General features: G+C 37.7%; 25 protein-coding genes, 1 tRNA gene and 1 pseudogene. 14 read left to right on the top strand and 13 right to left on the bottom strand.

The genetic code is table 11. From position 1 onward, the window contains the following. The first annotated feature begins 229 nt into the window (after positions 1-229). Positions 230-1,486: an ankyrin repeat domain-containing protein gene (locus tag IGQ45_09105; protein ID MBF2057365.1), complete on the top strand. Its 1,257-nt coding sequence runs from the start codon at positions 230-232 to the stop codon at positions 1,484-1,486. 252 nt (positions 1,487-1,738) lie between these two features. Continuing rightward, a complete protein-coding gene (locus tag IGQ45_09100) occupies positions 1,739-2,548 on the top strand; it encodes a BtpA/SgcQ family protein (protein MBF2057364.1) in 810 nt (269 codons plus the stop codon). Between the two features lie 211 nt (positions 2,549-2,759). On the opposite strand, the gene IGQ45_09095 is transcribed toward IGQ45_09100, so the two are convergent. Continuing rightward, on the bottom strand, positions 2,760-3,602 hold the full coding sequence (locus tag IGQ45_09095; GenBank protein MBF2057363.1) for a DUF4382 domain-containing protein: 843 nt from the start codon (positions 3,600-3,602) through the stop codon (positions 2,760-2,762). A 546-nt stretch (positions 3,603-4,148) separates the two neighbouring features. On the opposite strand from IGQ45_09095, the gene IGQ45_09090 reads away from it, so the two are divergent. From IGQ45_09090 to ispG, 8 genes are all read left to right on the top strand, one after another. Then, on the top strand, positions 4,149-4,529 hold the full coding sequence (locus tag IGQ45_09090) for a DUF4346 domain-containing protein (GenBank protein ID MBF2057362.1): 381 nt from the start codon (positions 4,149-4,151) through the stop codon (positions 4,527-4,529). A gap of 215 nt (positions 4,530-4,744) precedes the next feature. Next, on the top strand, positions 4,745-5,398 hold the full coding sequence (locus IGQ45_09085; GenBank protein ID MBF2057361.1) for an SDR family oxidoreductase: 654 nt from the start codon (positions 4,745-4,747) through the stop codon (positions 5,396-5,398). An 85-nt stretch (positions 5,399-5,483) separates the two neighbouring features. Beyond that, positions 5,484-5,855: a hypothetical protein gene (locus IGQ45_09080; GenBank protein MBF2057360.1), complete on the top strand. Its 372-nt coding sequence runs from the start codon at positions 5,484-5,486 to the stop codon at positions 5,853-5,855. 84 nt (positions 5,856-5,939) lie between these two features. After that, positions 5,940-6,287 (top strand): single-stranded DNA-binding protein, encoded by a 348-nt coding sequence (locus tag IGQ45_09075; GenBank protein ID MBF2057359.1) that lies wholly within the window; start codon positions 5,940-5,942, stop codon positions 6,285-6,287. Positions 6,288-6,289: 2 nt separating this feature from the next. Further along, a complete protein-coding gene (locus tag IGQ45_09070; GenBank protein ID MBF2057358.1) occupies positions 6,290-7,402 on the top strand; it encodes a glycosyltransferase in 1,113 nt (370 codons plus the stop codon). A gap of 194 nt (positions 7,403-7,596) precedes the next feature. Beyond that, entirely contained in the window at positions 7,597-7,821 is a 225-nt protein-coding gene (locus tag IGQ45_09065) for a hypothetical protein (protein ID MBF2057357.1), read from the top strand. Between the two features lie 4 nt (positions 7,822-7,825). Beyond that, positions 7,826-8,191 (top strand): type II toxin-antitoxin system HicB family antitoxin, encoded by a 366-nt coding sequence (locus IGQ45_09060; protein ID MBF2057356.1) that lies wholly within the window; start codon positions 7,826-7,828, stop codon positions 8,189-8,191. 189 nt (positions 8,192-8,380) lie between these two features. After that, a complete protein-coding gene (gene ispG, locus IGQ45_09055; GenBank protein MBF2057355.1) occupies positions 8,381-9,589 on the top strand; it encodes a (E)-4-hydroxy-3-methylbut-2-enyl-diphosphate synthase in 1,209 nt (402 codons plus the stop codon). Positions 9,590-9,783: 194 nt separating this feature from the next. On the opposite strand, the pseudogene IGQ45_09050 reads toward ispG, so the two are convergent. Then, a pseudogene (locus IGQ45_09050) lies at positions 9,784-10,353 on the bottom strand (transposase). Positions 10,354-10,711: 358 nt separating this feature from the next. After that, positions 10,712-12,457, bottom strand: a complete 1,746-nt coding sequence (locus IGQ45_09045) for a diflavin flavoprotein (GenBank protein MBF2057354.1) — start codon at positions 12,455-12,457, stop codon at positions 10,712-10,714. Between the two features lie 197 nt (positions 12,458-12,654). On the opposite strand from IGQ45_09045, the gene IGQ45_09040 reads away from it, so the two are divergent. Both IGQ45_09040 and ilvC read left to right on the top strand, forming a co-directional pair. Further along, positions 12,655-13,617, top strand: a complete 963-nt coding sequence (locus tag IGQ45_09040) for an EamA family transporter (GenBank protein MBF2057353.1) — start codon at positions 12,655-12,657, stop codon at positions 13,615-13,617. Between the two features lie 120 nt (positions 13,618-13,737). After that, positions 13,738-14,730: a ketol-acid reductoisomerase gene (ilvC, locus tag IGQ45_09035; GenBank protein ID MBF2057352.1), complete on the top strand. Its 993-nt coding sequence runs from the start codon at positions 13,738-13,740 to the stop codon at positions 14,728-14,730. A gap of 205 nt (positions 14,731-14,935) precedes the next feature. Here the strand turns inward: ilvC and IGQ45_09030 are convergent, their stop codons facing one another. The 6 genes from IGQ45_09030 to groES form a co-directional block, all read right to left on the bottom strand. Next, entirely contained in the window at positions 14,936-15,346 is a 411-nt protein-coding gene (locus tag IGQ45_09030) for a hypothetical protein (GenBank protein ID MBF2057351.1), read from the bottom strand. A 1-nt stretch (position 15,347) separates the two neighbouring features. Next, entirely contained in the window at positions 15,348-15,572 is a 225-nt protein-coding gene (locus IGQ45_09025; protein MBF2057350.1) for a hypothetical protein, read from the bottom strand. Further along, positions 15,572-15,799 carry a hypothetical protein gene (locus IGQ45_09020; GenBank protein ID MBF2057349.1) on the bottom strand — a complete coding sequence of 76 codons (228 nt, stop codon included), beginning with the start codon at positions 15,797-15,799 and terminating at the stop codon, positions 15,572-15,574. Before IGQ45_09020 ends, IGQ45_09025 begins: the two co-directional genes overlap by 1 nt. A 9-nt stretch (positions 15,800-15,808) precedes the next feature. Next, positions 15,809-16,660, bottom strand: a complete 852-nt coding sequence (locus IGQ45_09015) for an AAA family ATPase (GenBank protein MBF2057348.1) — start codon at positions 16,658-16,660, stop codon at positions 15,809-15,811. A 167-nt stretch (positions 16,661-16,827) separates the two neighbouring features. After that, positions 16,828-18,453 carry a chaperonin GroEL gene (gene groL / locus IGQ45_09010; protein MBF2057347.1) on the bottom strand — a complete coding sequence of 542 codons (1,626 nt, stop codon included), beginning with the start codon at positions 18,451-18,453 and terminating at the stop codon, positions 16,828-16,830. Positions 18,454-18,604: 151 nt separating this feature from the next. Next, the gene (gene groES / locus IGQ45_09005) at positions 18,605-18,916 is read right to left on the bottom strand and encodes a co-chaperone GroES (GenBank protein ID MBF2057346.1); all 312 of its coding nucleotides are present in this window, start codon (positions 18,914-18,916) and stop codon (positions 18,605-18,607) included. Positions 18,917-19,236: 320 nt separating this feature from the next. Between groES and IGQ45_09000 the strand changes: the two genes are divergently transcribed. Both IGQ45_09000 and IGQ45_08995 read left to right on the top strand, forming a co-directional pair. Next, positions 19,237-19,309 (top strand) — tRNA-Arg (locus tag IGQ45_09000). A 304-nt stretch (positions 19,310-19,613) separates the two neighbouring features. Then, positions 19,614-19,787, top strand: a complete 174-nt coding sequence (locus tag IGQ45_08995; GenBank protein MBF2057345.1) for a hypothetical protein — start codon at positions 19,614-19,616, stop codon at positions 19,785-19,787. A gap of 200 nt (positions 19,788-19,987) precedes the next feature. On the opposite strand, the gene IGQ45_08990 is transcribed toward IGQ45_08995, so the two are convergent. From IGQ45_08990 to IGQ45_08975, 4 genes are all read right to left on the bottom strand, one after another. Next, positions 19,988-21,619, bottom strand: a complete 1,632-nt coding sequence (locus IGQ45_08990; GenBank protein MBF2057344.1) for an alpha-D-glucose phosphate-specific phosphoglucomutase — start codon at positions 21,617-21,619, stop codon at positions 19,988-19,990. 304 nt (positions 21,620-21,923) lie between these two features. Further along, the gene (locus tag IGQ45_08985; protein ID MBF2057343.1) at positions 21,924-22,523 is read right to left on the bottom strand and encodes an aminodeoxychorismate/anthranilate synthase component II; all 600 of its coding nucleotides are present in this window, start codon (positions 22,521-22,523) and stop codon (positions 21,924-21,926) included. A gap of 22 nt (positions 22,524-22,545) precedes the next feature. After that, positions 22,546-23,046, bottom strand: a complete 501-nt coding sequence (locus IGQ45_08980; GenBank protein ID MBF2057342.1) for a diacylglycerol kinase family protein — start codon at positions 23,044-23,046, stop codon at positions 22,546-22,548. A gap of 431 nt (positions 23,047-23,477) precedes the next feature. Next, entirely contained in the window at positions 23,478-24,926 is a 1,449-nt protein-coding gene (locus IGQ45_08975) for a family 10 glycosylhydrolase (protein ID MBF2057341.1), read from the bottom strand. Positions 24,927-24,986 lie beyond the last annotated feature (60 nt).

Genomic DNA, 24,986 nt, shown 5'->3' with positions numbered 1-24,986 from the left:
ATCTTCTGGTTTTGGTGGGCGATGCTCACCCTACTAATTTATTCGGGCTAGAAGCCCGAACGAACTACGATGCAAAATTCTATTTTTGGAGAATTCGATTAAGGACAAGCGCCCTCCACCGTAAATCATGATTCTGTCACTTCCTAATGGTCATGATAGATTAATATATAGACAACTCAAAGAAAATATTAATGTTTGCATCTCATTCTGGGCTTATGTGGTTGACTTTATGAATATTCTTGCAACAATACATCAGGCGGTTAAGGAAAATAATTTGGTTTTAGTTCAGTCATTGCTACTGAAGGACTGCAATGTCAATGTTGTTGATGATAGGCACAATATTCCCTTAATTTATGCAGTGTGGCGCAAAAATTTCTCGATGGTGGAGTTGTTGTTAAAGTCGGGTGCTGATGTTAATTTTCGTAATCATCCTCATTTAATGTCACCTTTGCTTTATGCCAGCGCCCTTCACCTCAACCATATATGTCGGTTGCTCATTAGATATGGTGCTGATGTTAATTTAACTAATAATGATGATACTTCACCGTTAATGATTGCCTCTTATCGAGGTTATGGGGAAATAGTGGCAATGTTAGTTGATGCTGGTGCTTCTATTAATCACCAAGATTTGGATGGTGATAATCCTTTATACCTCGCTATCAAGGCTAATCATGCTTCTATTGTGTCATTTTTAGTTAAGAAGGGGGCTGATTTTTATACGGGGGAGGGCGCTTTAAATACTGCCATTGACTACAATAATACTTCTTTGGTTAAAACTTTATTAAATCAAGATATTGACGTTAATCGAGGTAATCGAGATGATTTTACCCCCTTAATGAATGCTTGTGGGCAAGGCAATATAAAAATTGTCACGATGTTGTTGGATAAGGGTGCAGATGTTAATTTACAGGATATTGATGGGGAAACTGCACTTCATTTAGCTTGTTTGGAGGGACATTTTCATTTAGTTAAGTTATTACTAAAAAGAGGGGCGCTGGTGAATGTAATTAATCGACAAAAGGATACTCCTTTATTCATTGCTTGTTTACAAGGGCATGGAGAAATTGTGGCAGAATTATTGAAATATGGTGCCAATCCTAATCATAGTAATCACCAAGAAACGCCTTTAAGTATCGCCACTGTTAATAATTATCTTGATATTATCTATATTCTTTTGAAGGAGGGCGCTAATCCTAACGCTCGTTTGGCTGATGGTAAAACAGTTTTAATGAAAATGTGCGATCAAAATAATCTGGATATGATTCGTTGTTTATTACAATATGGTGCTGATGTAAATTTAGTAGATAAAGGGGGAGGCACCGCTTTGATGTGGTCTGCTCACCGAGGACATTTAGAAGGTGTTAAATTATTAGTTGAAGTAAAAGGTATTAACATTGATCATCGTAATAATCAAGGGCATACGGCAGAAAGTTTGGCAGAATATAATCAATTTCATCAAGTAGCTGAGTTTTTAAAAGAGCATTAGACATCTTCAGAAACACAAGCAAGATGCCTGTTTCACCCTGCAAAATCCTCATTGTTTAAGAAAACAAAATAATGGATACGACAGTGAAATGATCAACCTCATAATTATCAATTATCAATTATCAATTATCCATTGTCAATTGCGCTTAATTAATTTGGCACTTTTGCCATGCACCATTAAAATGATAACTTGCGAAGAAAATAAAAAAACTATATTACAGTTCCTCACAGAGGAAATTTTATCTCAACTTTTATGATAACTGAAACAATCTTTGGCAAGAAAAATCCCATTATTGGGGTAGTACATTTATTGCCCTTACCCACTTCGGCTCGTTGGAATGGCGATTTACACGGCGTTATGGAAAGGGCTGAACAGGAAGCAACTGCTTTAGCAGCTGGGGGAGTTGATGGTATTATTGTGGAAAATTTTTTTGATGCTCCTTTTGCTAAAAATCAAGTTGATCCAGCTGTTATTAGTGCCATGACTTTGATTGTAGATCGGATTATGAATTTAGTGATGTTACCAATTGGTTTAAATGTTCTCCGTAATGATGGTATGACGGGGATGGCTATCGCTTCTTGTGTGGGGGCTAAGTTTATTCGGGTTAATGTCTATACGGGCGCTATGGTGACGGATCAAGGTATTATTGAAGGTCAGGCTCAACAGTTACAGCGATATAAGCGTGAATTGGGGCAGGATGTGGCAATTTTTGCGGATGTGTTGGTTAAACACGCTTATCCCCTCGGAGTGGGGGCTGATTTGGTAACGGCGGTTCAAGATACGGTAGAAAGGGGGTTGGCGGATGGGGTGATTATTTCTGGCGGTGCAACGGGCTTACCTCCTAGTTTAGATGATTTAAAGTCGGCACAACAGGCTGTTAGAGGTACGCCTGTTTTGATTGGTAGTGGTGCTGATGTGGATAATATTGCTGAGTTGATGACGGGCGCTGATGGGGTAATTGTGGCTAGTTCTTTAAAACGTCATGGTAATATTCAAGAAACTATTGACCCCACTAGGGTTTCTCAATTTGTGGAGGCGGTGAGGGTAATGGACAATGGATAATTGACAATTATGAGGTTTTACTATCTTCGTGTAGTGTCTGTAATCTTGTGTTTTAATTGCATTTTTATTAAAAAAAAGGGTTATTTTGGATATTTTTAGATGCTTATAATATGTCTTAACCCTTATGAATCAACACTTCTGAGTTTATTCAGCAGACCCTAATTAACAGTTTTTCATTATCAATTATCCGTTGTCCGTTATCAATTGTTCATTATTTATTATCCATGCGACAATGGCCTTCTCCAACATGACCTAATGATAAGACACTTTTATCGAGCTTTTCGTATTCTTCTGGGGTTAAACTACGTTGTAATTGTTCCAAATTTACTTCTAAAGTTCCATCTTTTGCTAGTTGTGCCATGGGTGCAAATCCCAGCGCCCCTCGGTTTAATTCATCTTCGGCATCTAACTCAGCATCTCCGAAGATATGGTCAAAATGAAAGGTCATTTCTAGTTCTGCTGTACTATTTTCTTCTAAAATTCCTTTTCTGTCATCTCCCACAAATTCGCCACAGCTGTAGCTAATATTGACAGGGAAACTAAGAGAAAAGCCCACTGTCTCGCCATCTTTGGTGGCTTTTCCTTTTAAAATCAATGCTTCTGGATTATCTGGTTCGTTATAAATTTCCCAGCTAAGAGCATTGTAAGTGCCGGGGGGCGCTGGTACTTCGGTTACTAATACGGTAGGATTACTTTCGTTAACTAATTTTAAATCAATGGCAGTAGGGCTACTGACAAGTGTTACCGATTCGGTAGCTTGTAGTTCATCTTCTGATTCAGCATTAAAAGGCGGTTCGGTTTGATAAGCGGTAACATTATTGATAGTAACGTAAACATTGTCGAAGTCAATGCTCCAGCCATCTTTAGTGACAAAACCTTCTCTGACAAAATCTTCTCCATTTGCCGTTAGTCGTAAAAATGATTCGCCGGTTTGAGGGGCGCTGGAACTCTCAGCATTATCATTATTAGTGGTGGTTTGTTCTGCACTACAACTAGATAACAAAATACCCACTAATAAGAATCCTGTCAATTTGCGAGTTAAAACTTTCTTCATTCTCTAATGTATTAATTAATATTACTTGGGTAATTGTAACTAAATTTACTAAGCTATTCATTCCCCCTGTGGGGCATTAATAAAAAAGTATTTGATTTCTGACATTGGTGAATTTTGCTATGAACGAGAAGGAACTGGTATCTCTTTCCAATGTATTTTTATGTATTTTGAATTATCAATTTAAACTACTAATCCTGATAATGAAATGAGTTTACATCCTCTTTTTCCCATTGTAATTTCAGTTTTTTATCTTGCCATCTATAAGCAATTAATCCACCAATTACATTGACTAAAAAATTAATGGAACTTCTATAGCAGTCTTAAATCATTCGTGAAAATGAATTATTAAAAAAAACATTGAAGATACCATCCCCGTTGCCTCTTGCCTTTTAGGATAAAATAATTTTCACAACTCATTTATTATTGCTATATGCCAATATTTGTAATATTGACAATCTTTCAGGAAAATTTGGTTAAAATAGTTACAGAAAAAGGGAGAAATTAATAAATCTCGCCAAAACTAGAAAAGTTTTGAGAAAAAATTAGATGACTAAATTATTACAATTATCAACTTCAGATAATCACCTTTCTAATCGTTTCATTGAACTAGACCCTGAAGGTTACTTTATAATTTATGTAGATCGAGAAAAACAGTTAATTTGTGCTGAACATTATACCAATGCCATCAATGATCAAGGTTTAGCTGTTGATCCTGACACTGGGGAAGTTATTGCTTGTAAAGGGGGAAAAGTACGACAGGCTAATCGTGTGTTTACAGGAAAAACAGCCAAAGAGATTTGTATTCAATTATTGGAAAAAACTAAACCAGCGCCCGTCACCATGTTAGATCATGCTGGTTATTTAGGCAGAGAATTTATGCGAGCAGAGATTGCTCTCAAAACAGGGGAAGAATATATCCAAGATTAAATAGGGTTTGATGAAAAAGTATTTTGGTGAGGGGAGGTTTCAGGTGTCAGGTATTAGGTGAAAGAATTGACAAAAAATATATCTTAATAGACTTCTTCAGAAATACAGGCAAGATGCCTGTTTCACAGTGCAAAAATCCTAATTGTGGGAAAAGTCTAATTGATGAGTTACTGCTTTATGATAAAAGTAGTAATTTAGTTAGTCATATATTCAGAATGAAAGTATTTGTAGCGGGCGCCACAGGGAAAACGGGCAAAAAAATTGTTGCCGAGTTAGTCAAAAAAAATATTTCAGTTTGTGCCTTAGTCAGAGATAAGGCAAAAGCCCAAGAATTATTACCACTAGAAGTAGAATTAGTGGTGGGTGATGTGTTAAAACCAGAAACCTATGCTTCCGCCGTGAAAACTTGTGATACGGTGATATGCGCTACAGGGGCAACCCCTGAGCTTAATCCGACCGTTTTTTATCAAGTGGATTATGAGGGTAGCAAAAAGTTAATTAATGTCGCTAAAGACGCTCAAATTAAACGTTTTATTTTTGTAACTTCTTTATGTGTGTCGCGCTTTTTCCATCCTCTCAATTTATTTGGTTTAGTCTTATTTTGGAAAAAACAAGCAGAAAAATATTTAATTTCCAGTGGCTTGGACTATACCATAATTAGACCGGGAGGGCTAAAAAATGAGGAAAATAATTATCCTGTGGTGGTGAAGGGCGCTGATACATTATTTGAAGGCTCAATTCCTCGTCAAAAAGTAGCAGAAGTTTGTGTTGAGTCATTATTCTATCCTGAAACTAATAATCGTATTTTGGAAATTGTCGCTCAAGCGGAAGCTAAATCTATGGATTGGCAAGAATTATTTTCTAGCTAAACCCGTCAAAAGGACAAAGTTTGAATTATTCATTATCAATTACTATTCAATAGTTATTGTTGTTTTTACGCCTAATTATAAACTTGTGAGTGATTTTATTCCTAGTCAAATTGTTTGTTTAGATGTACTTGATTATTCTCTCTCTTGTCAAGTTATTGATAATATTTCTAAAGGAAAAAAATTATGGTTACGTCCTCAATTTTTAGTAAAGTTCAAGGTTTCTGATGCTCAAAAAAGTATCGCCGAAGCTATTGATTTAAGACTTACTGCCGACTTATTATGGCAAAAAGAACAAGTAAGAATCGTTTATGATATGGAATATCTAAATTTTTATAGTTTATTTCAAGATTTTAATTTTGAAGAAGAAGAAATTAATCACTCTAAACAATATCTTCATTTCTTTATCAAACTTTTTTCAGAAACTCATAAATCTATTACGGTCAGTTATAAGTCATGAAAATTATTTTACTGATGTTACGGAGTCAGGCAAAATATGAGACTATAATACAAATAATCTAGTTAGGGAGTCTATAGAAAAATTATGGGTTTAAATTTAGTTCATTTGGTAGGGCGCACTGGCTCAAGTCCTGAAGTTCGTTACTTTGATTCTGGAAGTGTCAAATGTCGGCTGACTTTGGCAGTTAATCGTGTCAGCAAAAAAGATGATCAACCAGATTGGTTTGAATTAGAATTATGGGGAAAAACCGCAGAAATTGCTGCCAATTACGCTCAAAAAGGTAGTTTGATTGGTGTGCAAGGTAGTTTAAAAATCGAGACTTGGAGCGATCGCAGTACTGGCGCTAATCGTTCTAAACCTGTTATTAAAGTAGATCGTTTAGACTTATTAGGCTCAAAGAGAGATAATCAGTCTAGTAATGACGAATTTTAGGCATGAAAACGGCTTTAGTTCATGAATGGTTAACCCCCTATGCCACAGGGGGTGCAGAATTAGTAGTTAAGGAAATTTTAAACATTATCTCTGCTGATTTATATGCTTTGATTGACTTTGAATCCACTAATCCTAATAGCTATTTATATAAGCGAAAAATTGGCACAACATTTCTACAGCATTTGCCTTCCAGCGCCCGTCACATTCAGCAATATTTACCGTTTTTTCCTTTAGCTATTGAGCAGTTAGATTTAACAGGGTACGATGTCATTATATCTTCCTCCCATGCTGTAGCTAAGGGAGTGATTACTACTCCTTATCAAGTACATATTTGTTACTGCCATTCCCCCATGCGTTACGCTTGGGATTTAACTTTTGATTATTTACGGGATAGCGGTAAAGGCTTTAAAAGTTTTGTAGCTCGTTACATATTACATCAACTACGGCAATGGGATGTAATTTCTAGTCATCGAGTGGATTATTTCATTGCTAATTCTCACCACATCGCCAAGCGCATCGGGCGCTGTTATGGGCGTGAAGCAACGGTAATTTATCCTCCTGTGGCGGTGGATGATTTTCCTTTACAGGTGGAAAAAGAAGATTTTTACATTACAGTGTGTCGATTAGTGAGCTACAAAAAAGTTAGTTTATTAGTAGAAGCCTTTAACGAATTGGGCAAACCATTGCTAATTATCGGTGATGGTGGTGAATATAACTCCCTCAAATCCATGGCAAAAAGTAACATTACTTTTTTAGGGCGCGTTGATTTTGCCACCATGAAATATTATTTAGCAAAAGCGCGTTGTTTTGTGTATGGGGCGTTAGAAGATTTTGGTATTGCCATAGTGGAAGCTCAAGCCTGTGGTACACCTGTAATTGCTTATGCGGTGGGGGGCGCTGGGGAAACAGTGTTAGATATTCGAGAATATCCAAAAAATGGTACAGGTGTATTATTTAAAGAACAAAATAAGGAATCTCTAATGGAAGCAGTCAAGATATTTGAGGAAAAAAAATCCTTATTCAACCCTTATCAATGTCGTCTCAATGCTGAAAAATATAGCGTTAAAGTCTTTCAAGAGCAATTTTCCCAGTTTTATCAATCCGTTTTAAGGTAAGACGCATTTGTAAAGAATCTATTCATCCATCTTGGTTTGTAAATTAAATATCTAACTTAACTTTGTCAAAAACTTAACTTTACTAGGATAATGAGTTATGGGAAAAAAATTAGCGGAAAAGTTATGGATATTTTAAATTATCCGAAATTATTTCTAAAATCAAGCATTACCCCATATTCTCAAAAATACTGATAATGAGCAAAGCTGATAGAATTTTAGCAAAAATGAAACTCAATCTCCATGATTGGCGGATTGAAAACGTGAAAACTGTTGCACAAAATATTGGTATAGAATGGAGACAAAAAGGTACTTCTCATGTGGTTTTTGTTAGAAGTGATGGGAAAACATTACCAATACCTGCACATGGTCCAATTAAACCAATTTATATTAAAAAGTTTATCGATTTTGTGGAGAATTAAAGTTATGAATAATTTATTTTTATATTCTTTTGAAATAAGACCATTAAGGGAAGAAGAAGGCGGTGGTTATTTAATTTCTTTTCCTGATTTTAATGAATGTATTTCTGACGGTGAAACTCCAGAAGAAGCAATGAAAAACGGTTTTGACGCTTTACAAGAAACTATTAATGCTTTAGAAAGTATGGGTTTTCCGATTCCTAAACCGTTGAGTAGCAAGAAAAACAAGGATAATTTTATTCAGCAAATACCTGAAAATTTATACCAACGTTTAGAAACATTAGCAAAAAAAGAGAAGATGACTATAAATAGTTTAATTAATTCGCTATTAGAAGAAAGTTTAACTAAAAAAGAAACTAAGATTGCCTCTTGATTTTATCTACTTCTGTTTACAACTATTTTCTCTTAATTTAAGACTTGGAAATCATACTCTTATTCTGACAAAACTATAGTGGGATAATCTCTTAAAAGCAATAACATTAATTTTTAACCTTTTGAGCTTACCCCTTTAAAGGTAAAATAATTAACAAAAAGGAAATATAGCAGTTATCCCTGTAAATCTATGCAAACTATCGAAAAACCCAGCGCCCTCCACCTCTTTGACACCACTATTCACCGCCGTCAAACACGCCCTGTGAGAGTTGGTAACGTCATGGTGGGAGGTAATAACCCCGTGGTAGTACAATCGATGATTAATGAAGACACCCTCGATATAGATGGTTCTGTGGCAGGGATTCGCCGTCTCCATGAAATCGGTTGCGAAATTGTGCGCGTTACTGTGCCTAGTATGGCACACGCCAAAGCCTTAGCAGAAATTAAAGAAAAATTAGCCTCTACCTATCAACCTGTTCCCATTGTGGCAGATGTTCACCATAACGGCATGAAAATTGCCCTTGAGGTTGCCAAACACGTTGATAAAGTGCGCATCAATCCGGGCTTATACGTTTTTGAAAAACCGAAAAATGATCGCACGGAATACAGTGACAGCGAATTTGAGCAAATTGGCGACAAAATTAGGGAAACTCTCGAACCCTTGGTGATTTCCTTAAGGGATCAAGGAAAAGCCATGCGTATCGGCGTTAACCATGGTTCTTTGGCGGAAAGAATGCTCTTTACCTATGGTGATACCCCTGAAGGGATGGTGGAATCTGCTTTGGAATTTATCCGCATTTGTGAATCCCTCGATTTTCGTAATCTAGTCATTTCCATGAAAGCCTCAAGAGTGCCTGTCATGTTGGCTGCTTATCGTTTGATGGCGAAAAGAATGGATGATTTCGGCATGGATTACCCTTTACATTTAGGAGTAACGGAAGCAGGAGACGGGGAATACGGGCGTATTAAATCTACTGCTGGTATTGCCACCCTTTTAGCGGAAGGCATCGGCGACACCATTAGAGTTTCGCTCACAGAAGCGCCCGAAAAAGAAATCCCTGTTTGTTATAGTATTTTACAGGCTTTAGGGTTGCGTAAAACCATGGTGGAATATGTGGCTTGTCCTTCCTGTGGTCGTACTTTGTTTAATTTAGAGGAAGTTTTGCACAAGGTGCGCGAAGCTACTAAGCATTTAACGGGTTTAGATATTGCCGTGATGGGTTGTATCGTCAATGGACCGGGAGAAATGGCTGATGCTGATTATGGTTATGTGGGCAGACAACCCGGTTTTATTTCTTTGTATCGTGGGCGCGATGAAATCAAAAAAGTTCCCGAAGCTGATGGCGTGGCAGAATTGATCAATTTAATCAAGGATGACGGGCGCTGGGTTGATCCTTAGTATTTGTGTTCTAATAAGGGGCTTAAGCCCCTTGTCGTAAAATTTGACAGAATTTATAAACTTTTTTACTACCCACTTCTCACTTCCCATCTTTTCAGCAACCCCTAATTAGAAAATTAGAGCGGTTAATCACTGCTATTAAGGACATAATTATAATGATTCTGTAGTTATTTATATATAGCGTTTTTTTATCGTTATGAGGTATAGCAACAGCAATGAGTAAACCAACCATGAATATCGTTTTTACTTACTTTTTCTTTGACCAAAAATTCTCTATGGGTAAAAAATCTGGTGAATAGGGTGATAAATATATTAATTTTGCTCCGACTTTTTCTATTTCTTCTCTAATACTTTTCCCTAAATTAATTTTGGCGTTATCCATTACTACACAAGCTCCTTTCCATAATTTTGGTACTAATTTTCTCACTATAAAAGCCTCAAAAGTTAATCCATTTACCGCTCCATAAATATTGCTTAATTCTATTTTCTAAAGTAAATAATTCACAAAGTTCTATTAATGTATAATCATTATGATTCTTGATGATATTTTCTAAAACTAATAAGTTGTTATCTTTAATTTTACATTGACTTGCCCCTCCTCTCTTCAGAGGGGAAATATCACCAGTATTTTTATATTGTTTAATAATCTTTTGAACAAAACTTTTTGCCACGGAGAATCTTTGTGCTAATGTTCTGATGGAGACTTTATTTTGTAAATAAACATCAATTATTTTTTGTCTAAGCTCAACAGAGTATGATTTCATCTTTGTTTACATTAGTTTCAATTAAAATCTAAACTGATTGTACTTCATAAGGATAAAAATTGCTAAAATTGACAATTTTGAAGTTTTACTATCCTCGTGTAGTACCTGTAATCTTATGTTTTAATTGCATAAAAGAAAAGCATATTATATCAAGTTCGGATGATCACTTATAAATAGAAATGTTGATTTTCTTAGCGTTGTGCAAGAATTTAATTGTAACTATTTAAGCGAACTTGATATTAGACTTCTCCAGAAATAGAAGTAAGATGCCTGTTTCACGGTGCAAAAATTCTTATTGTTATAGATGTTTATTTAATAATCAGTGCGTAAATTCTAAATTGTCTATTATCAATTGTTATTAATAGTGTGTACCAGATTTACGGTAATGCACCGCGGTAATACCATCATCTTTTAATAGTTTACCAGCGCGCGCCACCCCATACAAAACCCAATGATCGCCACATTCTAAACGGTTTTTCACTTCACATTCCACATAAGCCAGAGCCTGATTTAAAATGGGACTACCATTATCGGCAATATCATGTTCTACATTAACAAAACGATCTTCCCCCGGTGCAAAAGGTTTAAGAAAATGCTTCATTAACTCAATATGCTTCCCTTCCTCCAAAATATTGAGGGCAAAATAACTACCGATGGGCAATAACGATTCGATAGCCCTTTCCTTTGCCACCGCCACCGTTAAACCGGGAGGGTTAAAAGTCGCTTGAGATACCCAAGAAGCCACCATAGCGCCCTTCACCTCTTGCCGAGTAGTGGTGACAACACATAACGAACCAACCAAGCGCCCGATGGCTTGTTCCGTACGCGCGGCGAGGGTATTTACGGCAGACTCTTTCGGTTTGAGGGCTTTTTTGCGTTTTTTCAAGGCTTGGGCAAAATCTGTACCGGCTTCCTCACAGGTTTTTAATACCGCCTCAGTGGGCTTAAATTTAACTCGAATAGTATCAAAACCGAAACGATAACCACCATCTCGAAACTTATTTTCTAATAAATCGATGGCTTCCCCACTCCAACCAAACGAACCAAAAGCGCCCACCAACTTATTACTATCCCCATTAGCTAAAGCAATGCCGAGGGCGCTTTGAATCTGTGTCGGCGCGTGACCTCCGAGAGTAGGCGAACCAAAAATGAAGCCGTCACACTCTTGAATAGCGGTTTTAATCTCCTCACTGGAGGCAAATTCAGCGTTAATGGATTCCACCCTTACCCCTGCTTTGGTGATACCTCTAGCAATAGCACCCGACAACGTGGCAGTATTACCATAAGCGGAAGCATAAATTAAGGCTACATTGAGGGTTTGGTTTTGCTGACTTGCTAACCACTGTTGATATAACCCCGTCAATTCTGTTAATCCGTAACGTACCAGAGGACCATGATTAGGGGCGTAAATGTGGGAGGGTTTTTCTTTAATTTTCTCTAAAGCCTTGCCTATTTGAGTGGTATAAGGGGCAATAACACAATCAAAATAATGCCTTCTGTCTTCTTGATAAATACTCCAACCCTCATCAAAAACTTGATCGCCACACACATGGGCGCCGAATAATTTATCACTAAATAATACATTTGTTTTAGTGTCAAAAGTGAGCAGTTGATCAGGATAACGGGGGTTAGGAGTGGTCAAAAATTCTAAGATATGCCCTTTACCTAAATCAAGGGATGATTCGGTTTTGACGGCTTGGATTTTGAGGGGGTGACGGGCGCTGGTTTCAGCGAAATTATTATCAAATATCGTTTGTAAAGATTTTGCCCCCGTATTGGATGTGATAAAAGTGATGGAGGGTGCTTTTTGTAAAAGAGCGTTAATGGTAACGGCTCGATTGGGGTTAATATGTCCTAAAATGACGTAATCAACGGTACTTAATTCGATTCTTTGTGCCAAAGCATCCAAGAAAATATCAGTAAAAGATTCCCCCGGCGGATCAAAAAGGGCGATTTTATCCCCGTTGATAACAAAAGAATTAGCGGTTGTACCTCGACTCAAGCTATATTCTACCTCGAATTTTAACCGATCCCATGTACGACTACGAAACACTCTCGTATCAAGGGCGACGGGCGCTATTTGTACATCTTTGGCTTTTGTCATCTGATCTTTACTCCCGATATTCTTTTTCTCTAACTTAGCAAATCTTGGGGCATTTCCTGCTTTGCTCTAACTAAGTCTTCCTAAAAAATAGATAATTAACATTTCAATCGAGGCGTTGTATGGAAAGTTTCTACATTGGTAATGAATTACCCGTTAATTTTTTGATAATATTAAGAAATGTAACAACCGTGAAATTAATGGAATCTAATCAAAATTCATTACCCATATCTTTTAACCCCATAGTTTTAATTTTACCCTTTTTTCTTTGGGGTACGGCTATGGTAGCCATGAAGGATATTATTCCCCAGACAACACCATTTTTTTTAGGAGGTTTTCGTATTCTTCCAGCGGGAATATTGGTGTTATTATTTGCTGTTTTGAAAGGCAAATCACAGCCTCAATCATGGAAGGCTTGGGGGTGGATTTTTATTTTTGGTCTAGTTGACGGCGCCATGTTTCAAGGATTTTTAACTTGGGGTTTACAGCGCACGGGCGCCGGTTTAGGATCAGTAATGATTGATTCTCAACCTCTAATAGTAGCGGTTTTGTGTCGTTGGTTATTTAAGGATATGATCGGTTTGTGGGGATGGTTAGGTTTATCGATGGGTATTTTGGGCATCAGTTTAATTGGTTTACCTGATGTGTGGATTAGTGATTTGTTACATGGTAATTGGAGCCATTTAGCTTTTGATGCTCAAGATTTACTCAATAATGGCGAGTGGTGGATGTTACTGGCTTCTGTTTCTATGGCTATTGGCACAGTAATGATTCCTTTTGTATCTCGTCATGTTGATGCAGTTGTAGCCACAGGATGGCACATGATTTTGGGGGGATTGGTTTTGTTGGCTCTCAGCGCCCTCCACGAGAGTTCACAATGGCTTAACCTTGATGTGTCAGGGTGGTTGTCTTTAAGTTATGCCACAATTTTAGGTAGTGCAGTGGCTTATGGTTTATTTTTTTACTTAGCTTCAAAGGGAAATATTACCAGCTTGAGCGCTTTAACTTTTTTAACCCCTGTTTTTGCCTTAACTTTTGGTAATTTATGGTTGGGGGAAACATTATCATTATTGCAATGGTTAGGGGTTAGTTTTACCCTAGTTAGTATTTATCTAATCAATCAACGGCAATTCCTTAGTCGGCGAGGGGCGCTGGAGGAGTAATTTTTAGACAAGGAGAAGGGGAGATTATAATTCATAATTCATAATCCATAATTCATAACTCATTTCGGTTATCATAGAAGGTTGCTGAATAAAATAAAATGTTATAGAGGTAAATTTTTTATGGCTCAAATGTACTATGATAATGATGCCAGTTTAGACCTAATTGCTAATAAAACAGTGGCAATTATCGGTTATGGTTCTCAAGGTCATGCCCATGCGCTCAACTTAAAAGAAAGCGGTGTTAATGTTATTGTTGGACTTTACGAAGGCAGTAAATCAAAACCCAAAGCAGAATCAGCCGGTTTGAAAGTTCATACCGTTGCCGAAGCATCATCCCTTGCTGACTGGATTATGATTTTACTACCTGATGAAGTCCAGCGCACGATCTACGAAACAGAAATCGCCCCTTATTTAACCAAAGGTAAAGTCTTATTATTTGCGCACGGTTTTAATATTCATTTTGGGCAAGTTGTTCCGCCCGAAGATGTGGATGTGGTAATGGTAGCGCCCAAAGGACCAGGTCATTTAGTCAGACGTACCTATGAACAAGGTCAAGGTGTACCTTGTTTATTTGCTGTATATCAAAACGCTTCTGGAGAAGCCCGTGATCGTGCTATGGCTTATGCCAAAGGCATTGGTGGGACGCGCGCTGGGGTTTTAGAAACCAGTTTCCGTGAAGAAACCGAAACCGATTTATTTGGTGAACAAGCGGTATTATGTGGTGGTTTGTCTGAGTTGATTAAAGCTGGTTTTGATACCCTCGTTTCTGCTGGTTATCAACCTGAGTTAGCTTATTTTGAGTGTTTACACGAAGTTAAATTGATTGTTGATTTAATCGTGGAAGGCGGTTTGGCAAATATGCGCAATAGTATTTCTAATACTGCTGAGTATGGTGATTATACCAGAGGACCTAGAGTCATTACTGATCAAACCCGTGCAGAAATGAAAAAAATTCTCAGTGAAATTCAATCTGGACAATTTGCCAGAGAGTTTGTCTTAGAAAATCAAGCGGGTAAACCCGGTTTTACTGCCATGCGCCGTCAGGAAGCTGAACAAACCATCGAAGAAGTTGGGAAGGATTTGCGCGCTATGTTTAGTTGGTTGAAAAAATAATTCTTTACATATGGCAAGGGGCTTAAGCCCCTTGTTCTCATAGCTTTGGGAAACATAAATTTAATTTTTTATTTTTAAAACCATAAAAAAGGGTGGGCAATGCCCACCCTACAATTATCTAAACTAACTAAATTTTAGTAGTCGAAGTCACCGCCACCAGCAAGGGCTTGACCTTTAAATAGCCAATTAAATGCAGCCTAGCTTATTAACCTAAACGAAAATGAGTAATATCGTCATTTACAAGATATGAAAGCAACTCTACAACAACTTGCGGGTTGCTTTTGTAAGTATTTCTATTGTCATCGGATACTTTCTTTTTTACTGTTTCATCATAATCTGATATTGAATTTCCTTTTTTTTCCTCAATTTCCTTATAAAATTCCCCAGATAAAAGTTCACTTAATTCTTTACCAATAAAATCTTTTTCAATAGTTGACAATGTAATCAAATCACTGAGTTCGTCTTCGTCATTATCAAGAGAACTATCTAGAGGAAGTTCTCCATTAGTTTCTAATTTAGGAATAGTTGTAGTTGACATAATTTTTTTCATTAATTCCGCCCCCACACTAACTGTCCCAACTGGTTTTAATTTTTTATCATAAAAGTCAAAATCCATACTAATTCTCCTTTTCAATTTCTCTACTTTCAGATTCTAAATCACTAGGTTCAACATTTTCTCTATGCCATATACCATGCTTATTAAATATCTTTTTTGATTCATCAGATATGCGACCACCTGAGATAACTCCTGAAACTCCTTGTTTAGCTATTTTTTTTGCTTTACTTGGAGGGATAGCCGAAGAATATGATTTAACCTCAATATAATCAGAATTTTCAGACATTACTTATTTCTCCTTGCTTGATTTTTATCAATAGTATCTGCTAGTAAATCCAAATATTTTTTTGAATCTTCCTTTGCTACTTTGATGTCCCCTTTTGAGTCATTACCCTGAGTCGCCTCTACTTTTAAGCCATTCTTTTGACCTAATTTAACGGCATTATCAACTATATCCTCATGTTTTATGTATGAATCAATAGCTTTCCTTCCTGAACTTCTTGTCTCTGTCATAATCCTCCTTTATTGAAGTAAAGAATAAGCCTGTTCTTGTTTTTCAAAAGAGACTTTTGAAGATTCAGAACTATTTAATTCATCAGTAAACTGTTGAAATTTAATTTCATTTCCAATTAAGCTATTTAAAAATAACTTTTGCATAACTAATATAATATCATAGGGAGTAAGTTTTTTTTCTTTAGTAATACTTTCTATTAAATCATAATTAATTTGTAATTGACTACCAATTATTTTTTCAATAGGACTTAACAAATCCTCAAGTTGCATTCTATTTAAAATAGGATCAACTTTAATCTTTAAGGAAAATCTCCTTTTAATAGCTGAATCTAAATTTGAAAACATATTTGTTGTAGCCGCAATTATAGGCGTATATTCAAATTCTATTTGTAATAATTCATCGAGTTGTATTAAGAATGTATTGACTCCTCGTCTCACTCCTGATGATTCATTACTCATAAAACGGGAAGATAACACGGAATCTATATCATCTAACTGTAAAAATACTTTTTTTCCACATTTTCCCTGTTCAATAATTTGGTCAAATAACTCTTTAATTGCTTTTGATGTTTCCCCCAACTCTTTGTCAACTAAAAGGTCTAAACTTTCTCGATAATATTTAATACCATTTATTTCAAAATTGTTGGCAATTTCTTTTAACAATGAGGTTTTTCCAGTACCAGGAGGACCATATAATAGGATAGTTGACATAAAATGAAGTGTTTTAGATTGTTCTTGCCAATCTTGTGACCAAACAAATTGACAAAATGCTTCTAATGTTTTTTTTTGTTCGTCTATACCAATGAGTTTATTTGATAAAAAATTCGGATTTTGCTGTTTTGGAGAAAAAATTTTGACCACAACTACCTCTTTGACTTAATTAATATAATACTAACATTTTCAATAGTTAACGAAATTATAAACAATAATATATTTTTACATAAAAAAAGGGTGGGCATTGCCCACCCATTTATTTATCTTGTAGGTTGGGTTAAAGAATGAAACCCAACACAACAAAATTTCAAGGATTAATAATCAAAGTCACCGCCACCAGCAGGGGCTTGACCTTTATCTTTTTCAGGTTTATCAACTACAATACACTCAGTAGTTAATACCATTCCAGCGATGGAAGAAGCGTTTTGGATGGCAGAGCGAGTAACTTTAGCAGGATCAACGATACCAGCCGCTAACATATCAACATATTCGTTGTTAGCTGCATCATAACCGGTGTTAAAGTTTTTTTCTTTAACTCTTTCTGCTACAACGGCGCCGTTTTGACCAGCATTTTCCGCAATACGTTTTAAAGGTGCGGTTAAAGCGCGCGCCACAATCAAAGCGCCCGTCAACTGTTCAGCTTCAAGGTTAGCGGTAGCCCAAGATTCTAACTCAGGGGCGAGGTGCGCTAAGGTAGTACCACCACCGGGGACAATACCTTCTTCTACGGCCGCTTTAGTAGCGTTGATAGCGTCTTCTAAACGGAGCTTACGATCTTTCATTTCAGTTTCCGTAGCAGCGCCTACTTTGATCACAGCTACACCACCGCTTAATTTTGCTAAACGCTCTTGTAGTTTTTCCTTGTCGTAGGAAGAATCGGATTCATCAATTTGACGGCGAATTTGATCGCAACGGGTTTTAACGTCTTTTTCGTTACCTTCAGCCACGATAGTAGTGCTATCTTTGGTAATGGTTAAACGACGAGCAGTACCTAATTGGTCAACGGTGGTGGTATCTAATTTTAAACCAGCATCTTCGCTAATCATTTGACCACCAGTTAACACGGCAATGTCTTCTAACATTTGCTTACGGCGATCACCAAAACCGGGAGCTTTCACGGCAGCTACGTTTAACACACCACGAAGACGGTTAACAACTAAAGTAGCAAGGGCTTCTTTTTCGATGTCTTCAGCGATGATTAATAACGGTTTACCTTGACGGGCAACTTGTTCTAAAACAGGTACTAAGTCTTGTACTAAGGTGATTTTCTTATCGGTAATAAGGATGAAAGGGTCTTCTAAAACCGCTTCCATGCGTTCGGTATCGGTAACGAAGTAAGGGGAAATATAACCCTTGTCAAAACGCATACCTTCGGTAATTTCCAATTCAGTTTCCATAGATTTACCTTCTTCGAGGGAAATTACGCCTTCTTGACCGACTTTCTCCATCGCTTGGGCAATCATATCACCCACTTCGGTATCATTACCCGCAGAAATAGAACCCACTTGGGCAATAGATTTGCTATCTTCTACTTTTTTGGCGTGTTCGGCAATTTTAACTACTAAATACTCAGTAGCCTTATCAATACCACGTTTAAGAGCGATAGGATTAGCGCCCGCCGCCACATTGCGTAAACCTTCTTTGACGATAGCATGGGCTAAAACCGTTGCGGTGGTTGTACCGTCACCGGCTACATCGTTGGTTTTAGAAGCGGCTTGACGAATCAAAGCAACTCCAGTATTTTCGATGTGGTCTTCTAATTCGATTTCTTTGGCGATAGTTACACCGTCATTGACGATTTGAGGGGCGCCGAATTTTTTTTCTAAAACAACATTACGTCCTTTAGGACCAAGGGTTACGGCTACAGCTTCAGCTAATAAGTCGATACCTTTTTCGAGGGCGCGGCGCGCTTCTTCGTTGTAAATGATAGATTTTGCCATAATTGATTCTCTTGATTTTCTCTATAATTTGTAATAATTTGTGGTACTGTTTCAGTTTTTCTGGGTTGCGTACCTTAACCCATTGATTTTATTCAAGCATTAGACAAAACAACACTTTGAGCGTAAAGTTAACTTTTGTCTTTTGCCCTTTCTAGGAAACTACAGCGAGAATGTCTTTTTCGGAGAGTAAAACATAGTCATCGCTACCTAATTTGATGTCAGTTCCAGCATATTTAGAGTAGAGAACTTTATCACCAACTTTTACTTCTACAGGAGTGCGCTCTCCTTTATCATTTACTTTACCATCGCCTACGGTGACTACTTCACCAACTTGGGGTTTTTCTTTAGCATTATCAGGTAAATAGATACCACCAGCAGTTTTTTCTTCTGCTTCGCTAACTTTGACGAATACACGATCACCTAATGGTTTTACGGTGGATACGTTAATGGTAATTGCTGCCATTGATAGTTTACTCCTTGTTTTTCTTTGTTTAACTTTAGCGGTGGAGTATTTTTTTAGCACTCTCACCTTACGAGTGCTAATTTAACCGAAATTGATCAACCATAGCAATGGTAGTAATTGTACGGGTTTCCGAACCTAAAAATTTAGTTTTCTCTATGGCATTTTCGGGTCAAAAGGGCAAGGGGTAAAAAGCAACAGTAAATGTCAAATTAGCTTGAATTACTATGTTTCTTTGCTCACGTCTTAAAAGACAAGGTTTTAAACCCTTTATTATTCGGTAATTGATAACCGTAAGAAAAAATGTTATGATTGTTGGTGATGGGTGCGTAGCTCAGGGGATAGAGCACCAGATTCCGGTTCTGGGTGTCAGAGGTTCGATTCCTCTCGTACTCGTATTTAAGTTATCGTACAAAATTAATTAATTGTATATCACCAAGAGAAGGCAAGGGGATGTGCTCCCCTTGTCATATCAAGTTAGGATAATTAGTTACAAATAGGTTATCTCTTCGCAGTTTACCCACCGTGTAATGAATTACACGGCTAATAATTTTTCGTTCAATAAATTGAACTAAGATATTGATATTGCCCCATTGCCTTGCCTTGTTACGATAGCTTGATTGTTAGTTTTTCGAGTGTCAAATAAGTAAATATGACTCGACACTATACTATACTGAAGGAAAAATTAACCGCAATAATTATGGATCAAGCACTTATCAAAGAAAAAGTTAAAACTATTGCTTCTGGGCGTGAATTATTAACGAAATTATTAGAAAAACCAGATATAGGTAATTTGCGCTTAGACGTAAATCAAGCACTGGAGGAATTAGAAGAGTTAGTGGAAGAATTACAAGCTACTTTTCCCGAAGATTAGTCAAAAGGGCAAAGGTAAATTTAAAGATAGCTTAGACTACCTTGTTTTTTTGCTTACGTCTTAAAAAATTTGATTTTAAACCCTTTATTATTCGATAATTTAATTTGTAGGTTGGGTTAGCGATGGCGTAACCCAACAAAACTTCATCAACCAGCGCCCTCCACCGGATTCTCAAAAGGATAAGTGGAAGGCATTATCGATTAAGTGATTACGGTAGGCACATCACGATTAGTATATTTTTTAATGTGAGCGATTTCTTCCGCAATATTAATTAAATCCCCTAAAGCCTCTTGGGTGTCCAAATTTTGTTTAGCTGTGTCAGACTCATAACTTTCCAGATATACCCTTACAGTAGCGCCCTTCGTTCCAGTACCAGACAATCGGAAAACAATTCTTGAACCATCAGTAAAACCGATTCTGATACCTTGTTTTGTGGTGACACTACCATCCACAGGATCAGTATAACTAAAGTCATCGGCGTATTTTACGGTATAATTGCCGTATTGCTGACCCACAAGAGTATCAAATTGAGAGCGTAAACTATCAACTAATTGATTAGCGCCCTCCGTTGCTACCTCCTCATAATCGTGACGAGAGTAATAATTGCGCCCGTAGGTTGCCCAATGAGATTTGAGGATAGCTTCCACTGATTCACCACGCACTGCTAAAATATTTAACCAAAAAAGCACCGCCCACAAACCATCCTTTTCTCTGATATGGTTAGAACTTGTCCCGAAACTTTCCTCTCCGCAAATAGTAGCCTTATCAGCATCCAATAAATTGCCAAAAAACTTCCAACCCGTCGGGGTTTCATAGCAATCAATACCAAGTTTTTCCGCTACCCTATCCACTGCGGCGCTGGTGGGCATGGAGCGCGCTACCCCTTTTAAACCATCTTTGTAACCCTTGACAAGATGAGCATTAGCTGTAATCACCGCTAAACTGTCACTAGGATTAACGAAAAAATGCTTTCCTAAAATCATATTACGATCGCCATCCCCATCGGAAGCGGCGCCAAAATCTGGCGCATTATCTCCAAAGAGAATCTTTACCAAGTCTTTAGCATAAACTAAATTAGGATCAGGATGACCACCGCCAAAATCTTCCAACGGTTTTCCATTGGTGACAGTGCCAGATTTTGCCCCTAATTTTTGCTCAAAAATTGCCTTAGCATAAGGACCTGTAACGGCGTGGAGAGAATCCATGCACATGGTAAACTTGCCATTGGTGAGCAGTTGACGAATTAAATCAAAGTCAAATAGAGATTCCATTAACTCACTATAAGGCTGTACCGAATCTAACACCTCCACATCCATGGCACCCATTTTAAATGATCCTACCTGATTCAAATTAATATCAGCAGATTCTAAAATGTAATATTTATCGATGGTAGAAGTGCGCTGGTAAATATCTTCTGTGACTTTTTCGGGCGCTGGACCACCATTAGTAACATTGTACTTAATTCCAAAGTCACCATCAGGACCACCCGGATTATGAGAAGCAGAAAGAATAATACCACCATAGGCGTTATTAGCACGAATTAAGCAAGAGGCGGCAGGAGTAGACAAAATTCCTTCACAACCAACCAAAACACGACCAACGCCGTTAGCAGAAGCCATTTTGAGAATAATTTGGATAGCTTGGCGGTTGTAATAGCGCCCGTCACCACCTAACACGAGGGTTTGTCCTTCCATTTCGAGGGTATCGAAAATGGCTTGAATGAAATTTTCGAGGTAGTGAGGTTGTTGAAAAACCGTAACAGCTTTTCTTAAGCCCGAAGTACCGGGTTTTTGGTCGGAAAATGGTTTAGTAGTAACAGTGATGATACTCATATAAAAGTTTGTCTGTCTTTTTTTTTAACTGCCACTAATGTATCAGAGAATGAATAATTAGTTAGAGGTTGCTAAAAAAATGGTTTCGTTGAGGTAGGGAAAAGGGAAGAGGAGGGGGGGAAAAGTCCGAGATATTTATAAATCAAAGACTTTAGCAAAGTAGTTAGATGACAGGTGACAGGGTTCTGACTGAGTAGCAATAATTAATTCTTCATTGTTCAACAAACCACTTGTATTTTCGCTAAATAATTAATTTTGCACGATAATTTACCTACTTCAAAACTATTCTCGTTGCCATAGGATGTCAGGGAAGTTCAACAATGGATTGCAGAAAATTACGCAGAATTTGTAATCCCGAATCAGTGAGGATACTTTCAGGATGAAATTGTACCCCTTGCACCCAAGGGAAATCTCGATGACGAATACCCATGATTAAATCATCATCCGTCCAAGCTGTCATCTCTAAAACGGGGGGAAGTGTCGATTTTTCTACGATAAGACTGTGATACCTAGTGGCTTGGAAAGAATCTTTTAAATTGGTAAATACCCCTTGATTATTATGGTTGATAGATGAGGTTTTACCGTGCATGAGGGAGGGCGCTGAAATAACTTTACCGCCGTAGGCTTCGCCAATGGTTTGATGTCCTAAACATACTCCTAAGATGGGGTATGTGGAGGCAAATTTTTGGACTAATTCCAGACAAATTCCTGCGGATTGGGGATTACCCGGACCGGGTGAAATCACGATGGCATCAGGGTTTAACTGTTCTAGTTGTGTTAGGGTGATTTCATCATTACGATACACTTTGATTTCTTTGGCAATAGCGAAATCAATACTTAATTGCCCTAAATACTGAACTAAATTATATGTAAAACTGTCGTAGTTATCGATAACCAGAATCAAACTTTTTGCTCCTCTGTCTGATTTAGATTGAGACTATTAAGTTTAACCCATGAGGTAACAAAATGAAACTGGCTACTAATAAGGCACAAATAGCTGAGACTAAAACAGCGCCCGCCGCACAATCTTTGGCAATTTTAGCGAGATGATGATAGGTTTTCCCTACTGTTAAATCCACCACGGATTCCAAAGCAGTGTTGAGTAATTCCAATACCATAACCATGGCACAGGTAAGGGTAATCACAGCCATTTCCACGGCGGTGGCGTGGAGATAAAAGCCAAAACCTATTGCCACCACTGCCATAAGACAATGAATACGGAAATTTCGCTGGGTTTTGAATCCATAGCGCACACCAGCCCAAGCATAACCGAAACTGCTCAGTAAGTCGGGCGCTATTTGCCAAGCCGAACCCCTATCCCCTTGAGGGGTATAGTCGGGAAGTATGTGGCTAGATTGACTGCTGGGAAATAACTCAGCGCCCGTCACCCCATCAAGAGAAGATTTATTTTTAAGAAGATTACCCATGGGCTTTTTTCCTCGAAAGAGTTAATTTTTCAATCATTGATACCTAAGTATAAACTGATCTATGAAAATGTGAAGGGTATAATTTAATACTTTCTTCAGATTTGTTTTTATTATTTATCTTTTTTTGACTCAATACTATAATATTTGTTCCGATTGAGCAAAAGGCATAAGAGTGAATGGACAATGATGGGTTTTTACTCTCCCAGTGTAATATCAAGTAATGTGTTCTGGAAGATTATATCTTCGTAATTTACCCACCGTGTAATGAATTACACGGAACCAATAGTATTCCGTTCAATAAATTGAACTAAGATTATTTTTAACTGATTGATAAGTGATCGCGCAGCGGCAGCCTTCGGCTGATCAAATGAACTTGGTATAAAAAGTAAAAAGTTTTAATACTCAATTGGTGCGTAAATTCTAAATTACCATTATTCCATCATGGGACAGCGTTCGCGCTCTCTGGTATGCTCTGCCTCAATCCAAGAATAGGCAAAATGGGAAATGGAAGTAACGCCCCGATTACTGTTACGAATACCCTGCATTTGGGTTTCAAGGGAAGGGCGCTTGCCATCGTTTCTGCCCCAATATCCGGCTAAAACCGGTTTGACTTGGCTAGGGCTACGGGCGCTGTCAATGACTCTCTGCACTTGCTGGGTAATACATTGAGCACCACTACATAAAGCATAGGACATGGGATGCCATTCTAAACTCTGACTAAAACTATCCCAAGGTTGCACCCTAGAATCAAAACCAATTTGCCCTACGGGTTGATTACCTTCGGGGAAAAATACAGCGCCGGCTGGTATTCCTCTTTGTTTCACCTGATTACTAACATAATCAAGAAAATCAACTACTCCTTGCGCTGCATGGGCAACGGTAAAATACCATATATCAACTTGTAAAGTAGCCAAATCATTGGGGGCAATGGGGCTTCTCCCCTGCCATACTGGGGTTAATTCATCGGGAAAAAGTCGGCGCATTTCTTCTAAGTCATTGTTATTGATAAATCCTTGATTAACATAACGTTCTAATAACCAGCGCCCTTGCCGATTTTGCGCCCGTCTGAAAAGAGCTTGTTTCGATGCTTCGCTATGAATCCATAATTGTTTCACATTACTTACTACGGATTCAGCGCCGGCACTACGAGGATAACGAATATAGTCAAATAATACGCCATCGGGTCTTCTTTGTAAAACTGCTTGGAGTAATTGACTGTAATCCTGTCGGGCTTGGGGGTGATAGGGGTCAACAAAGACTTGTGAGCCATCATCTACTACCGCCAAGCTATTTTGTCCTCTACCGTTACGAGCTAAAACTGCGGTGCGATCTGGTCTAATACTATAGGAATAACCAAAATTAAGGGAAAATAGCCAAGCATACATATTTAACCCTCTCTCTTTACCTTTTTGTAAGGTTTCGGCAAATAAATCTCGATTTTCATAACCCGGTTTATTGACTACACTTTGCCATACTGTATTATTCGCATTTTGTGGCAGTAATACTCTACCATCGAAAAAAACTTCTACATAAACAGTGTTATAACCTAAGTCTACAATGCGATCCAAGACTTTTTCTATGGAGCCATCCATGACATCACAGGGATAAATTCTTAACCAAATAGCTTGTTCTTTTAACCAATTTCGGTTACGACAATCTTTTAACATTTGGCTATGGCGTTGGATTATTTGTTGATAGGCTCGTTTTTGATTGGCATTACCATTGATAGCTTGTTCTCGCAATTTTGTTTTTTCATTGATCGCATTTTGATCAAAACGGCAATAAGCGTCATTGGCGGCGGCAAGGGGCGTTGATAATGCAACTTCTACCCACAAGGGAATCAGACTAATAATTATTTTTAACCAAGACTTTTTTAACATACAAACTAATTCAATCAACAGTGATGTATGCCACTATAGCAATTCTTTTCAGGTGAAAGC

Source organism: Cyanobacterium sp. T60_A2020_053 (assembly GCA_015272165.1).
Taxonomy (GTDB): domain Bacteria; phylum Cyanobacteriota; class Cyanobacteriia; order Cyanobacteriales; family Cyanobacteriaceae; genus Cyanobacterium.
Note: the sequence above shows the minus strand (reverse complement) of the source record. Positions and strands in the feature narration are given on the sequence as shown.